The following is a 12,275-nucleotide window of genomic DNA, read 5'->3' as shown; positions in this document are numbered from 1 at the left end:
CGGGTTTTGCACCCGGGGCCCGTGTCTATCCCGTGTCTATGCGGAGGGTCTGCTGGGAGGCAGAACCGCCGTTGCAGGATCGCGGCTAGCGCTTCTCCTTGATGCGAGCAGCCTTTCCGGTCAGGCCACGAAGGTAGTAGAGATTCTTCCGACGGACCTTACCGCGGCGGACGACTTCGATTTTGTCGACGCGAGGGCTGTGGAGCGGGAAGGTGCGTTCGACGCCCACCTGGCCAGCGGCGATTTTGCGAACGGTGAAGTTCGAGGCAAGCCCCTTGTTGCGCTTGCGAATGACCACGCCCTCGAAGACCTGGATGCGCTCTCGGTTGCCTTCGACGACCTTGGCGTGGACGCGGACGGTATCGCCGCTGTTGAAGTCAGGGCGCTCGACCGGCGCCGCAGCGGGCACGAGCGTATCGAGTTCGTAAGACATGGTGAATGAACCCCGGAGGAGGTAACCCATTCAGGATACCGGGAAGGAGGCTATGTTCCAGCGCTGTGAGGTCAGCTCAGGGTGCGGACGAGCAGAGCGCCCGCCCAAACGGCGAGCACCCCGACGGCGACCGAGAGTCCGGCATAGAGGGCTGCGGTCAGCGGCTCCGATAATCGGGCGAGGTCGTACGTTTCCCAGCCAAAGGCGGAGAAGGTGGTGTAGCTCCCAAGGAAACCGGTCACGATCAAGAGACGCGCCTCCCGTGAGAGGGAGCCACGTTCGCCGGCATATTCGAGCAGGAGGCCGATGACGAAGCAGCCGGTGACATTGACCACGAAGGTGCCGACGGGGAAGTTGCCGATGAGGCCGGGGCGGAATTGGCTTCCGACGAAATAGCGAAGTGGCGCTCCGAGGCAAGCGCCGACGACGATGTAGAGGTACGTCACCGGCCAGTGCTCCCGTGGCCGCCAGCACCCCGCTGCGTGGGGGAGAGGTCGGCCGCCAATTCGAAGCGGGCCACGGCCAAGAGGCCGAACACGAGCTGGGCGATGCGGTCGCCGGGTTCGATGGTGTGCTCGATGCCAGGCGCGACGGCGTAGAGGGTCACGAGGAGCTCGCCCCGGTAGTCAGCATCGATGGTGCCGAAGGTACAGAGGATGCCTTGGCGCGCGAGCCCCGACCGGGGGCGCACTTGCGCGTCGATCCCGGGCGGGATTTCGAGGGCGATTCCGGTCGGGACGAGGACCGGGCGGTTGCCGACGAGGATTGGCGATTCGATGCAGGCCGAAAGGTCGAAGCCGGAAGCCAAATCGGTCGCGCGACTGGGTATGCGGGCGCCATCGCGGAGGAGTCTGACGCGGATGGGCGGGAACTCCACGGGGAAAGGGTAGCAGAGCTCGTTCGACTGGTCAGGGAGTTGACGTTTCGGATAACGGTAGCCACGATGTGGCTACGTGTGAATCATGGCCGTTCGAATGATTGGCGTCCGGCAGCTGAAGAACGAGGCGACGCAGGTAGTGCGTGCCGTTCGGGAGCAGCATGCTGTCTATGTGATTACCGTCAACGGGGATCCGGTAGCGACGCTCCGCCCCTACTCGGAGCGCGACATTGCGGGGGTGGAGCGCGGCCAGGCGAACGCGGAGATTGCCGCCATCGAACGGCTGGCGGAGGCCGTGGGTGCGGCCTGGTTGACGCTACCGGTGCTGCCCGACGGGGGGGAGCGCTGATGGCGACGATCGATGCCAGCGTCTTCGTCTCGCTCTTCAACGCTCGCGACCGGCAGCACGAGACAACGGTGGCGTGGCTCCGCGAGGCGATTGCCGACGGAGAACCGCTCCGCGCCCCGGTCGTTGCGCTGGCAGAAGTGTCCGCGGCGGTGGCGGCGGGCACGGGCGACAAGTACCTCGCCCGAGAGGTGGAGCAGCAATTGCGGGTTTCGCCGCTGTTCGAGTTCCTCCCGGTGGCACTCCCGCTGGCCGAACGGGCGGCAACGCTAGCCGCCGAGCATCAACTCCGCGGCAGCGATGCCCTCTATTTCGCGGTGGCCGAAACGCTGGGGGACCGACTCGTGACGCTGAACCCGCGCCAGCTGCAACGAGCGGGCCAGGTTGTCGAGGTGGTTCGCCCGAGGCCCTCCGGCAGTGGCCCTGGTTCCTGAATGCCCTTCGCGTTCGGTCGGTCAGCCGTCCTTGCCCCTGTGTGGGCGATGTCTGGTCGATTGTCGCCGTTTCCGCCACGTGGGCACTGGGTAGGAGCTGGGGGTGGCGGGGGGCTGTTGGACACGAGGACCAGAGGAACGGCCAAGCTCGTCGTCAATTGGGAGGCGCGGGTGAGTTCAGTTCAGCGGAAGAGGTCGCGTTCGGGCTCGCGGATGATGAGCTGCATCGTCGCCTCTTCGTCGGTTTCCCAAGGGAAGCCGCGGATGACGGCGGCGGGGACTCGCGAGAGGTTGCCCTTGACGAGCTCGGCAGCTCCAGCGAGTTCATCGGCTGTGCAGAGCGCCTGAACGCGGAATTCGTGGCCGTGGGGGTCGACCTGGCCGATGTAGCTCGTCATGGGGTGCATACCCGCGATACCGATGGCGACATCGGTCTGGCCTTCGCGCCAGGGCCTCCCGAAGGTATCGGAGACGATGACGGCGACGTCGACCCCGCGGGCCTTCAGCCCGGTGCGGATGGTGCGGGCGCTGGCGTCGGGGTCGACGGGAAGGAGGACGGCGCGGCCGTGCCCGCCCGAGGACGATTGGTCGACACCGGAATTGGCACAGACGAAGCCGTGGCGTGTTTCGGTGATGAGCACCGGACCGACCTGGCGGACCACACGCCGGGCCTCGCGGAGAACCAACTCGATGACGGCTGGTTCTTTTTCCCAGCGCTCGGCGTACTGCCGGGCGAAGGGCGAGACTTCGACTGTGGCCAAGTCGACGACGCGGCCTTCCGCTTTGGAAACGACTTTCGAGGTGACGACGAGGATGTCCCGGTCGGCGAGGGGATTCCCGGCGGCGAGAGCGGCATCGAAGATGGCGCCGGCGAGGTCGGTGCCCGGGAGAATCTCGGGGAGGCCAGGAATGCCGAAAATGTGGAGCGAGGTCATTCCGTTCACCTCCAGCGGTGCGCTCAGGTCGAAGCGAGGAATTCGAGGAGCAGGGCGGCAGAGCCTCGGGGGTTGTGGGCCCAAAAGTTGTGACTGTCGCCTTCGAGCCACGCGAGACGTGCGCGGGGGATCTGCTGGGAGAGAAGCTCGGCATTGGCTGGCGGGACGAGTCGGTCGATGGTGCCGTGGAGGATGAGCACGGGAAAGTCGGCAGCAGCGACCGCTGTATTCGGGTCGGGTGCAGCCTGGGCGGCCTGGAGCTGGAACTGGAACGTTCGCGCCGGGGTCGGGTTCTGCATGGTGCGCTCGAAGCGCTCGACGAGCACGGATTCGTTGTTGGCTATCCAGGCGGGCGGGTGGACGATGGGCCAGCTCGCACGGGCGGATTCGATGAGGGGCCGGGCGGGGTCCCAGAAGAGCGCGGTGCGGAGGTCTTCTTCGGTGGCCGGGATGCCGTTCGGGGGACAGAGGAGTGCGAGCGAACGGATCCGGGCAGGCCCGTATTCGCGCACGACGTGGCGCACGATGATGCTGCCGAGCGAGCACCCGAGGAGGTGGAATCGATCGAGGCCCAATTCGTCGGCGACGGCGATGACGTCGGCGGTCATGTCGGACATCGACCAGGGCTCGGTGGGTTTTTCCGATTGGCCGGTGCCGCGATTGTCGACGAGGACGAGGTGGTAGTGCTCTGCGAGGAGTGCGGGGAACTCGTCCCACCAATCGCCGGAGTGACCGCCGATGCCGTAGACCATGACGAGTGGTTCGCCAGAGCCTCGGGTTTCGAAGTAGATTCGGGCGCCAGAGCGTTGGGTAAATGGCATATCAGATTCCCACGATGCGGATGCTGGTTTGGGTTTTGTGTTTTCGGTTGAGGTTGATGAGGAGGGCGGTGAGCATTTCGACGTAGCGGCTCTGGGAGGGGCCGCCGGCATCGATGCCGCGGACGCCCGTGATCTGGTTAGCCAGGCCGATGACGATCTGCTTGGCCTCGGCATCGCGGCCGCACACGAGGACGTCGGCTTCGATGGGGTGGTCGAGGTGCTGGAGTTCTTCGGCGCTGAGATTCTGGAAGGCCGAGACGACGCGGGATTCGGGTAGTTGGGCGATCGCCTCCTGGAGTGCGCTTCCGCCTGGAACGTCGAGCGCGACCGCGCCGACCCCTTGCCGGAATTCGAGCGGAGCGACGACGTTGCAGACGATCTTTCCGGCGAGGGCAGGGGCGAGCGCCTGGAGGGTGGCCGCCTGTCCGCTATAGGGGAAGGTGAGGAAGACCACGTCGGCATCGCGGACGGCGGTGGCGTTGTCGCTGCCGGTCGCGACGGCGCCAGGAACGGATTCCCGGACTTTGGCAGCAGCCTCTTCGCCGCGCTCGGCAGAGCGAGACCCGATGGCGACTTGGTGGCCGGCGCGGGCGAACCGCATGGCGAGCCCCAGGCCTTCGGGGCCGGTGCCGCCGACGAATGCGAGCTTCATGGAGCCTCCTCGGAAGGTGCAACGGGGTAGAGACGGCGTACAGCGTAGCGGGTGGCGATTCAGCGGGCGATGGATGGGCAGATTTTGGGGGAGGGGTGAGCCGGACGGCATTCGGTGACGTAAGGTAGAGAGAGGGGCTGGTCCGCGCCGCCCACCGCCGCGTACAGGCGCGCTTACATCGCACGGGCAGCAGGGAGGGGACCCTCTGCTATACTCGTGATGAGCGCGGCCCCCGACTGCGCAACACGGAGTCTCGTATTGTATTCCCGCTGGATTCGAAACAGTTTCTTCTGGCTCCTCGTGATCGTTGCGGTGATCGCGATTTTCTTCGCGTTCTTTGCCAACGGCAGTGACCACCAGTCGGTCGAATTCGGCCAGGTGATCACGGATGCCGAGCGGGGGAAGATCGAGAAGATCGAGGTCGATGGCCGGAACCTGACGGTCACATATATCCGGCAGTCGAATCAAGACGCCCCGACGATTGTCACCTCGAAGGTCGGCCCGAACACGAACATCGAGGACATCCTGACCCAACGAGGTGTTTCGCTGAGCCGTGCGCCGGGGACGGCCGAGGGCGTCCCGGCGGTGAATCTCGAATACAAGGATAGCTCGGGGTTCGGCCCGTTCCTCGGGCTGTTGCTGAACATTTTGCCGTTCCTCCTTTTTGGTCTGTTCCTGCTGCTCATCATGCGGCAGGCCCAGGGCTCGAATTCGCAAGCGATGAGCTTTGGCAAGAGCCGAGCACGCCTCTTCACTGGTTCGAAGGTGACGGTGACGTTTGCCGATGTTGCGGGCGTGGACGAGGCGAAGGAGGAGCTTGCCGAGGTCGTCGAGTTCCTCAAGTACCCGGAGAAGTTCGCTGCCCTGGGGGCGCGCATTCCGAAGGGCGTGCTGCTCGTCGGGCCACCGGGAACGGGGAAGACGCTGCTCTCGCGGGCAGTGGCCGGCGAGGCGGGGGTGCCGTTCTTCAGTATTTCGGGCTCGGAATTCGTGGAGATGTTCGTGGGGGTGGGCGCGAGCCGGGTGCGCGACTTGTTCGACCAGGCGAAGAAGAACGCTCCGTGCATTGTGTTCATCGATGAAATCGACGCGGTCGGGCGACAGCGTGGGGCTGGCCTCGGGGGGAGCCACGACGAGCGGGAGCAGACCTTGAACCAGATCCTCGTCGAGATGGACGGCTTCGACACGGGCACGAACGTCATCGTGATTGCGGCCACGAACCGCCCCGACATTCTGGATCCCGCGCTGCTGCGGCCGGGCCGATTCGACCGGAAAGTGGTGTTGGACGCGCCGGACATCAAGGGGCGGGAGGCCATCCTGAATGTCCATTTGAAAGGGAAGCCGGTCGCGGACGATGTGGATGTGGCGGTCCTCGCGAAGGCGACGTCGGGATTCTCGGGGGCCGACCTTGCGAACCTGGTGAACGAGGCGGCGATTCTCGCTGCCCGACGGAACAAGAAGATCATCACGATGAAGGAGTTCCTCGAGGCGATCGACCGGGTGATTCTCGGGCCCGAGCGGAAGAGCAAGGTGATGAGCGACCTCGAGAAGAAGGTGACGGCTTACCACGAGGGCGGGCACGTGATCGTGGCGCACTTCCTGAAGCACCACGACCCGGTCTACAAGGTGACGATCGTTTCACGCGGGATGAGCGGTGGGCACACGCGGTTCCTGGGCGAGGATACGAGCTACCACACGCCATCGATGTTCAAGGATCGGATGGCGAGCGCGCTCGGCGGATTGGCGGCGGAGGAGATCGTGTTCGGTGAGGCTTCGACCGGCCCCTCGAGCGATATCCAGCAGGTGACCCGGATCGCGCGATCGATGGTGACCCGCTGGGGGATGAGCAAGAAACTGGGCCCCCGGACGTTCGGGAAGACGGAGGAGCTGGTTTTTCTCGGCCGGGAGATTTCGGAGACGCGTGACTACAGCGAGAAGATTGCGGAGGAGATCGACGAGGAGGTCCGCGAGCTGATCGACGAGGCGCACGCGACGGCGACGAAGGTGCTGCTCGAGCACCGAAAGCTGCTGGACAAGCTGGCGAGCGTGCTCATCGAGGTGGAAACGCTCGAGGGCGAGCAACTCCTCCGGCTGCTGAATAGCGACCCGGACGAGCCCTGGCCGCCGCCGGACCTCGCCGAACCGAAGCCGGAAACGGCGCCGAAGCCGGCCGCGGACGAGGCGCCGCGCCGGCCCGCATTCGAACCGAAGCCGGCCACGGGACTGGCATGGGAGGCGAGCAATCAGACGCGAACCGACGGGGGCGCCTAGCTTCGAGGGCGTGCCGCGGGCGGAGAACCGAGTTCGCGCAGCTCTCCGCACGGAACTCGTTGACTGGACCCGGGGCGGAGGCGACACTTGAAGAACCGCCTGGGAGAACCCGGAGATTGGAACATGGAAGCGATCGTTCGCGCCGATGGGCGCCAGTTGCGCCTCGTCGAGGGGCAGGAATTCGAAGTGAACCGGCTCGCGGGTGAGCCGGGCGACATCGTTGACCTGGACGTGATGATGGTGCTCGATGGGTCGAACGTGACCGTCGGGAAACCGCTGGTGGAAGGGGCAAAGGTCCGTGCGCGCATCACGCAGCACGGCCGAGGCCCGAAGCTGGTGTTCATGAAGTACAAGAACAAGGTGCGCTACCGGCGGAAGCTGGGGCACCGGCAGCCGGTGACCCGGCTGGTCGTCGAGGCGATTACGAAGGAGTAGCGAGATGGCCCACAAGAAAGGCGTCGGCAGCTCGAAGAACGGCCGCGACAGCAACAGCAAGCGGCTGGGTGTGAAGCACTTCGACGGCGAGGTCGTGAAGCCGGGCGCGATCCTCATCCGCCAGCGCGGGACGCGCTTCCACCCGGGCGAGAACGTGGGGCTTGGACGCGATTACACGATCTACTCGCTCATCGACGGACGTGTGAAGTTCGAACCGTTCGCCAAGGGGCGGCGGAAGAAGGTGAGCGTGTACGCGCTCCAGGAAGCATGAGGGATCGGGAACGATGAAGGCAGGAATCCATCCGAACTATGTCGAGGCCGTGATCCACTGCTCGTGCGGGAATGAAATCCGGACTCGCTCGACGAAGCCGACGATGCACATCGACGTATGCAACGTCTGCCATCCGTTTTTCACCGGTGAGCAGCGTATTGTGGATACGGCGGGGCGCGTGGAGCGGTTCAACCGGCGCTTCCAGCGGGGCTGAGGCGGGGCGATGCGATCGAGGGGGCGCCAATGCGGCGCCCCTTTTCCATTTCGGGGCTCGTCGATGGCAGCAGAACCGGCACAGGTGTATTACGGCGGACAGGCAGTCATCGAAGGGGTGATGATCCGCGGGCCGGAGCACATGGCGGTCGCGGTGCGCCATCCGAAGGGCCACATCGTGACGCACTCGGAGCGGTTGAGCGGCATCTATACCGGCAGGGCCCGACGCGTCCCGCTCGTCCGGGGGATGGTAGTGCTGTGGGAGACGCTGGCTCTGGGGATGCGAGCGCTGAACTATTCGTCGCGCATCGCCTTCGAGGAGGACGAGGCGAAGGAGCCGGTGGAATTCCCGGAGAAGGCGTTCCTCGGGACGATGCTGCTGTCGTTGGTGTTCGTCGTCGCGGTCTTTTTCGCGGGGCCGATCTTGCTGGCGCACCTGCTGGAGCGCTGGGATGTGGCGCGTTTTTGGATCGTCCTGGTCGAGGGAGTGGTGCGGCTCGGGCTGTTCGTGGGATACATCGCGGTGATTGGGCTCATCCCGGATATCCGACGGGTGTTCCAGTACCACGGGGCGGAGCACATGACGATCCACGCCTACGAGGCTGGCCGGCCGCTGACGGTGGAGGAGGTGCGCAGGTTCCCGAAGGAGCACCAGCGGTGCGGGACAAGCTTCCTGCTGGTGGTGGTGGTTGTGGCGCTGCTGACGTTTTTCGTGTTCGATCTGCTGGTCGATGAGGGGCTCCTGGTGCGGTTGGCTTCGCGGATTCTGCTCATCCCGCTGATCGCAGGGGTGAGCTACGAGATTCTTCGCCTCGGGGCGCGCTATCGGGAGCACGGGCTGGTGCGAGCGCTGTTTGCGCCAAATATCGCGCTTCAGGCGCTGACGACGCGGGTGCCAGACGAGAGCCAGGTGGAGGTCGCAATCGCGTCGTTCGAGGCGACGTTGGCGGCGGCGGGGATGGAGCCAGGGGGCAGGCAGGCGGGCGGGGCCTGAACCTGCAGAATTTTCACATTCAGGTCCTTCCGATCTTCGAACGTATGTTCTATTCTCTGAAGTCCGATGGACTTCGCGTGCATCCAGGTGCCGTGGTTCGGGATTGCGATCGCTCGGCGTGAGAACCCGAGGCTTGGCGGGCGGCCGGTGGTGGTGGGCGGCTCGCCGGAGGAGCACGCGGAGGTAACGGCCTGTTCGTTGGAGGCAATGGCAGCAGGGGTGACACCGGGAATGAGCCTGCGCCGGGCATTGGCGCTTTGCCCTGATGCGGTGTTCCTGCCGCTGGCGGCCTCCGTGATCCGGGCGGAGGCAGAGCGGCTGGCGAATCTCTTGCGGGAGCGTAGCCCGGTGGTGGAAGAGGCAGGGGAGGGGCACCTGCACTGCGAGGTGCGAGGGTTGTGGGCGCTCGCGGGGCTGGGGCCGGCGGAGTTCCTCGCGCAACTGCGGGAGAGCCTGGCGGGGGCGACCGGCTTGCCGGTGTTGGCGGGCGGCGGGGCGACGGTCTTTGCGGCGCACGCGGCCTGCAGCGCGCTGGGGCTGGGCTTCAGGGTTGCGGGCGATTGCGGTGATCGGCGGCAGTCGATCGTGGTGGTACCTGGGCGGGAGCGGGAGTTTCTTGCTCGCCTGCCGGTGGAGGTGCTGCCGGTGGAGGCAGCGATGCACCAGCGGCTGCGGCTGTTCGGCATCGATCGGTTGGGGCAGCTCGCGGGGCTCCCGCTTTCGGCGATGCAGGCGCAATTCGGGCCGGCGGGGCGGCGGGCGTGGGAGCTTGCGAACGGCCGGGATACGTCCCGGCTGGCGCCGGCTCCATCCGAATTCCGCGTGACGGAGGAGGTGGAGCTGCCGGCCCCAGCGGTTTCGCAGGCTTCGCTGTTGGCAGGGAGCGAGACGGCACTAGGGCGGGCGTTCGCACGCGACGAGCTGCAGGGCCGTGCGGTCCGCATAGTCAGCTGGTGGGCGGGCTTGGAGGACGGGACGCGGGTGGGACGACGCCTCGCGTTCCGGGAGCCAACCGCCGACCCGCGTCATGCGCTCTTCGTGCTGCGGGGGAAGGTGGAGGGGCTTCGCCTGCCGGCACCAGCTACGAGCGTTGGCGTCGAGCTGCGTGGGGCGTGCAGCGAGTACGCGCATCAGCAGCTGCTCTGGTCGACCGGACGGGGGCGGCAGCGGGAGCTGGACGAGGCGATCGCGCAGCTCCACGCCCGGGCCGGGGAAGCGCAAGTCTTCCGCATCGTGGAGGTGGAGCCATGGTCGCGCATTCCGGAACGTCAGGTGGCACTCGTGGCTTACGGTTCCTGAATCAGCCACGGGGACTCGTGGTCGAAACCGACGAGGCGGGCGCGCCGCGAGCGATCGCCTGGCGGGGCCGATTCCGCCGGGTCATTGCCATCCACGACCGATGGCGCATCGATGATGAATGGTGGCGGGAGGAAATTGCCCGGCTCTACTACGAGGTGGAGATCGAAGGTGGGCGGCGGATGACGGTGTTTCGCGACCTCGTGGCGGGGGGATGGTTCCTCCAACCGTACCATCCGGCGGCGTTCAGCGCCGGCTCGGCCGGAGACGACGGGCGATATCGGTGACGCGGGCGCCGAGGAGGCTGGCCTGCGCTTCATCGTCGGCCGTGACCTCGCCGTGGGCGGTGGCGCCGTAGTACGAGCCGGAGCGCTGCATCCGTTCGCTCCAGGGGAGGCCCACGACGACCATGCCATGCGAGAGGAGGAGATGGAGGAGCTGGAGCAGTGTGGCCTCGGTGCCCGCTGAGCGGGAGAGGCCAGCGGTGAACGCCCCGGCGGGGCGGCCGGCGAGTTCCCCCGTCTCCCAGAGGTCGCCAGAGGCATCGAACCATTCCTTGAGCCGCCCGGTGATGCCGCTCCAGTTGGGAGAACCGACGATGAGGCCGTCACAGGCGAGGAGGTCGGCCGGGGTGGCGGCTTCGACGGTTCGCCGCAGGCAGGCTCCGCCCGCGGAGCGGATACCTGCCTCGACGGCATCGGCGAGGCGGGCAGTCAACCCTCCGCGGGAGTCGTAGAGGAGGAGGATGCGGACCATCGCGGCGCCTGCCTTTCGAGTACGGCGATGATGTCGTGGAAGGTATCGAAGGGGTAGAGCTGAGGATGTTCGGTGGCGAGTCGCTGATGCAAGGTGCTCCGTGCGAAGACGACGGGTGCGAGTCGGGCGGCTGCGAGGTCGCTCGCGCCATCGCCGACGTAGACGACGAAGTCGCCGAGGTCGCGAAAGGCGCGCGCATAGGCGAGCTTGAAGCCATCCTGGAGTTCGACACCGCGGGGGCTGTCGTAGCGCACGCGCCAGCGGTAGGCGAACCAGGTACGCCCGCAGTGCCGCGGCACGCGGTCGAGCCGGTGGGCATCGAGGACGGTATCGACGTAGAGGTCGAAGCCGTTGCTGACGACGACAACGAGCCAATCGTTCCAGTGCGCCCAGTCGATGAGTTCGAGGAATCCGGGGCGAAGGCGGACGGATTGGAGGGCGAAGTTCCGGAGGGCCGCTTCGTCGGCTTCGACGAGATCGAGCGCGGCGGCGTTGTACTGCTCGACAGTGAGCTCGCCAGCACGGAGCTTCGCCTCGAGTTCCTGCCACCCGGGAGCAGCGAAACGCTCGAAAAGCTGTCGAGCGGTATTGTCGATGGTGATGGTGTCATCGAAATCGAGGCAGATGAGGTTGGCCACGTTTCCAGTTTCGCACGGCGGACGCCAGCGGGGTCGGCAGTGAGGTTGGAGCGCGCGCGTTATTTGGCGGGCCTGGCGGCGCGGGCGACGCTGGAAGCCCTGCCGGTAGCGCTCGAGGAGGCGGACCCTGTTCGGCTGGCCGAGCGGCTTCGGCGGGCATTTTCGCCCGGGGAGGCGGCCGCTCTTGGTGAGCAGCTTACGCTCCGGGGCCGAGCTCGGCGAAGGTTCGGCGAGCTCCCGGTTTCGTTGTTGACGGCCGAGGGGCTAGAGATGATGACGCACCCGCTGGTTGCGCGGCGGCGAGCGGACCGTCTGGCTGCGCTCGGCCGCCATTTCGTCGATCTTACGTGCGGACTCGGCGGCGACCTCGTGGCGCTGTTGGCGACGGGCAGAGAGGGCTTCGGGGTGGAACGCGACGCCGCAACGGCGTTGCTGGCCCGCGCGAACACGGACGGTCGGGCAGTGCATGGCGATGCGCTCCGGCCGCCGGCGCGGTTGGATGGCCTCGCGGTGGTATTGGACCCATCCCGGAGACAGGAGGGGGTGCGGCGCTTCGACCCGGCCGCATTTTCGCCGCCGTGGGAGGCGTGTCTGGAACTCGTTCGGCGCGCTGCGGCCGGTGCGGTGAAGGGCCCACCTGGCCTCCCTCTCGAGGCGGTGCCGGCCTGGGCCGAGGTGGAAGCAGTGCAGGTTGGGCGCGACCTTCGGGAACTCACCGTGTGGGGTGGGGAGGGCGCGGCACCGGGGCTTCGGCGGGCGGTGCTGCTCCCGGCTGGCGGGACAATCGATTCGACGATGGACGAGGAGGACGAGTTCGCGGTGGGAATGGGGCGATACCTCTTCGACCCGGAGTCGTGCGTGACGCGAGCGGGTCTTGTCGGGCAGCTCGCGGCGGTGCTCGGC

18 protein-coding genes are annotated in these 12,275 nt (G+C 66.6%); 10 read left to right on the top strand and 8 right to left on the bottom strand.

The window, feature by feature from the left end:
• Positions 1–85: 85 nt before the first annotated feature.
• From rplS to dut, 3 genes are all read right to left on the bottom strand, one after another.
• The gene (gene rplS, locus VAE53_RS01925) at positions 86–433 is read right to left on the bottom strand and encodes a 50S ribosomal protein L19 (protein ID WP_322817673.1); all 348 of its coding nucleotides are present in this window, start codon (positions 431–433) and stop codon (positions 86–88) included.
• A gap of 71 nt (positions 434–504) precedes the next feature.
• On the bottom strand, positions 505–879 hold the full coding sequence (gene crcB / locus VAE53_RS01920) for a fluoride efflux transporter CrcB (RefSeq protein WP_322817672.1): 375 nt from the start codon (positions 877–879) through the stop codon (positions 505–507).
• Positions 876–1,310, bottom strand: coding sequence for a dUTP diphosphatase (dut, locus tag VAE53_RS01915; RefSeq protein WP_322817671.1), 435 nt, complete (start codon positions 1,308–1,310; stop codon positions 876–878). The genes crcB and dut overlap by 4 nt, the downstream gene beginning before the upstream one ends.
• Positions 1,311–1,395: 85 nt before the next feature.
• Between dut and VAE53_RS01910 the strand changes: the two genes are divergently transcribed.
• Both VAE53_RS01910 and VAE53_RS01905 read left to right on the top strand, forming a co-directional pair.
• Positions 1,396–1,659, top strand: a complete 264-nt coding sequence (locus VAE53_RS01910; RefSeq protein WP_322817670.1) for a type II toxin-antitoxin system prevent-host-death family antitoxin — start codon at positions 1,396–1,398, stop codon at positions 1,657–1,659.
• Positions 1,659–2,090, top strand: a complete 432-nt coding sequence (locus VAE53_RS01905; protein WP_322817669.1) for a PIN domain-containing protein — start codon at positions 1,659–1,661, stop codon at positions 2,088–2,090. The genes VAE53_RS01910 and VAE53_RS01905 overlap by 1 nt, the downstream gene beginning before the upstream one ends.
• A 182-nt stretch (positions 2,091–2,272) precedes the next feature.
• Here the strand turns inward: VAE53_RS01905 and cofE are convergent, their stop codons facing one another.
• The 3 genes from cofE to npdG are packed head-to-tail and all read right to left on the bottom strand — an operon-like array spanning position 2,273 to position 4,498.
• Entirely contained in the window at positions 2,273–3,025 is a 753-nt protein-coding gene (gene cofE, locus VAE53_RS01900; protein ID WP_322817668.1) for a coenzyme F420-0:L-glutamate ligase, read from the bottom strand.
• 23 nt (positions 3,026–3,048) lie between these two features.
• The gene (locus VAE53_RS01895; RefSeq protein WP_322817667.1) at positions 3,049–3,846 is read right to left on the bottom strand and encodes an alpha/beta hydrolase; all 798 of its coding nucleotides are present in this window, start codon (positions 3,844–3,846) and stop codon (positions 3,049–3,051) included.
• 1 nt (position 3,847) lies between these two features.
• Entirely contained in the window at positions 3,848–4,498 is a 651-nt protein-coding gene (gene npdG, locus VAE53_RS01890) for an NADPH-dependent F420 reductase (protein WP_322817666.1), read from the bottom strand.
• Positions 4,499–4,717: 219 nt separating this feature from the next.
• Here npdG and ftsH point away from each other — a divergent pair, with 219 nt between their 5' ends.
• The 7 genes from ftsH (at position 4,718) to VAE53_RS01855 (ending at position 10,265) form a co-directional block, all read left to right on the top strand.
• Positions 4,718–6,769, top strand: coding sequence for an ATP-dependent zinc metalloprotease FtsH (ftsH, locus tag VAE53_RS01885; RefSeq protein ID WP_369294013.1), 2,052 nt, complete (start codon positions 4,718–4,720; stop codon positions 6,767–6,769).
• 123 nt (positions 6,770–6,892) lie between these two features.
• Positions 6,893–7,204 (top strand): 50S ribosomal protein L21, encoded by a 312-nt coding sequence (rplU, locus tag VAE53_RS01880; protein WP_322817664.1) that lies wholly within the window; start codon positions 6,893–6,895, stop codon positions 7,202–7,204.
• Between the two features lie 4 nt (positions 7,205–7,208).
• The gene (gene rpmA / locus VAE53_RS01875; protein WP_322817663.1) at positions 7,209–7,475 is read left to right on the top strand and encodes a 50S ribosomal protein L27; all 267 of its coding nucleotides are present in this window, start codon (positions 7,209–7,211) and stop codon (positions 7,473–7,475) included.
• 13 nt (positions 7,476–7,488) lie between these two features.
• The gene (gene rpmE / locus VAE53_RS01870; protein ID WP_322817662.1) at positions 7,489–7,689 is read left to right on the top strand and encodes a 50S ribosomal protein L31; all 201 of its coding nucleotides are present in this window, start codon (positions 7,489–7,491) and stop codon (positions 7,687–7,689) included.
• A 63-nt stretch (positions 7,690–7,752) separates the two neighbouring features.
• Positions 7,753–8,682, top strand: coding sequence for a DUF1385 domain-containing protein (locus VAE53_RS01865; RefSeq protein WP_322817661.1), 930 nt, complete (start codon positions 7,753–7,755; stop codon positions 8,680–8,682).
• 66 nt (positions 8,683–8,748) lie between these two features.
• Positions 8,749–9,981 carry a hypothetical protein gene (locus VAE53_RS01860; RefSeq protein WP_322817660.1) on the top strand — a complete coding sequence of 411 codons (1,233 nt, stop codon included), beginning with the start codon at positions 8,749–8,751 and terminating at the stop codon, positions 9,979–9,981.
• Between the two features lie 17 nt (positions 9,982–9,998).
• A complete protein-coding gene (locus VAE53_RS01855) occupies positions 9,999–10,265 on the top strand; it encodes a DUF6504 family protein (protein ID WP_322817659.1) in 267 nt (88 codons plus the stop codon).
• On the opposite strand, the gene VAE53_RS01850 is transcribed toward VAE53_RS01855, so the two are convergent.
• Positions 10,225–10,734, bottom strand: coding sequence for an NAD(P)H-dependent oxidoreductase (locus VAE53_RS01850; protein WP_322817658.1), 510 nt, complete (start codon positions 10,732–10,734; stop codon positions 10,225–10,227). The genes VAE53_RS01855 and VAE53_RS01850 overlap by 41 nt on opposite strands.
• On the bottom strand, positions 10,692–11,372 hold the full coding sequence (locus tag VAE53_RS01845) for an HAD-IB family phosphatase (RefSeq protein ID WP_322817657.1): 681 nt from the start codon (positions 11,370–11,372) through the stop codon (positions 10,692–10,694). Before VAE53_RS01845 ends, VAE53_RS01850 begins: the two co-directional genes overlap by 43 nt.
• Positions 11,373–11,411: 39 nt before the next feature.
• Here VAE53_RS01845 and VAE53_RS01840 point away from each other — a divergent pair.
• Positions 11,412–12,275 (top strand): hypothetical protein (locus VAE53_RS01840; protein ID WP_322817656.1); only part of this gene is annotated, 864 nt, incomplete at its 3' end.

This window comes from Tepidiforma sp. (assembly GCF_034432735.1).
Lineage (GTDB): Bacteria > Chloroflexota > Dehalococcoidia > Tepidiformales > Tepidiformaceae > Tepidiforma.
Note: the sequence above shows the minus strand (reverse complement) of the source record. Positions and strands in the feature narration are given on the sequence as shown.

Excerpts from the sequence above, each read along its gene's own strand:
- rpmE (WP_322817662.1), top strand. The coding sequence starts at position 7,489 with ATGAAGGCAGGAATCCATCCGAACTATGTCGAGGCCGTGATCCACTGC.
- rpmA (WP_322817663.1), top strand. The coding sequence starts at position 7,209 with ATGGCCCACAAGAAAGGCGTCGGCAGCTCGAAGAACGGCCGCGACAGC.
- VAE53_RS01860 (WP_322817660.1), top strand. The coding sequence starts at position 8,749 with ATGGACTTCGCGTGCATCCAGGTGCCGTGGTTCGGGATTGCGATCGCT.
- VAE53_RS01850 (WP_322817658.1), bottom strand. The coding sequence starts at position 10,734 with ATGGTCCGCATCCTCCTCCTCTACGACTCCCGCGGAGGGTTGACTGCC.
- VAE53_RS01895 (WP_322817667.1), bottom strand. The coding sequence starts at position 3,846 with ATGCCATTTACCCAACGCTCTGGCGCCCGAATCTACTTCGAAACCCGA.
- cofE (WP_322817668.1), bottom strand. The coding sequence starts at position 3,025 with ATGACCTCGCTCCACATTTTCGGCATTCCTGGCCTCCCCGAGATTCTC.
- rplU (WP_322817664.1), top strand. The coding sequence starts at position 6,893 with ATGGAAGCGATCGTTCGCGCCGATGGGCGCCAGTTGCGCCTCGTCGAG.
- VAE53_RS01905 (WP_322817669.1), top strand. The coding sequence starts at position 1,659 with ATGGCGACGATCGATGCCAGCGTCTTCGTCTCGCTCTTCAACGCTCGC.
- VAE53_RS01910 (WP_322817670.1), top strand. The coding sequence starts at position 1,396 with ATGGCCGTTCGAATGATTGGCGTCCGGCAGCTGAAGAACGAGGCGACG.
- rplS (WP_322817673.1), bottom strand. The coding sequence starts at position 433 with ATGTCTTACGAACTCGATACGCTCGTGCCCGCTGCGGCGCCGGTCGAG.
- ftsH (WP_369294013.1), top strand. The coding sequence starts at position 4,718 with ATGAGCGCGGCCCCCGACTGCGCAACACGGAGTCTCGTATTGTATTCC.
- npdG (WP_322817666.1), bottom strand. The coding sequence starts at position 4,498 with ATGAAGCTCGCATTCGTCGGCGGCACCGGCCCCGAAGGCCTGGGGCTC.
- VAE53_RS01865 (WP_322817661.1), top strand. The coding sequence starts at position 7,753 with ATGGCAGCAGAACCGGCACAGGTGTATTACGGCGGACAGGCAGTCATC.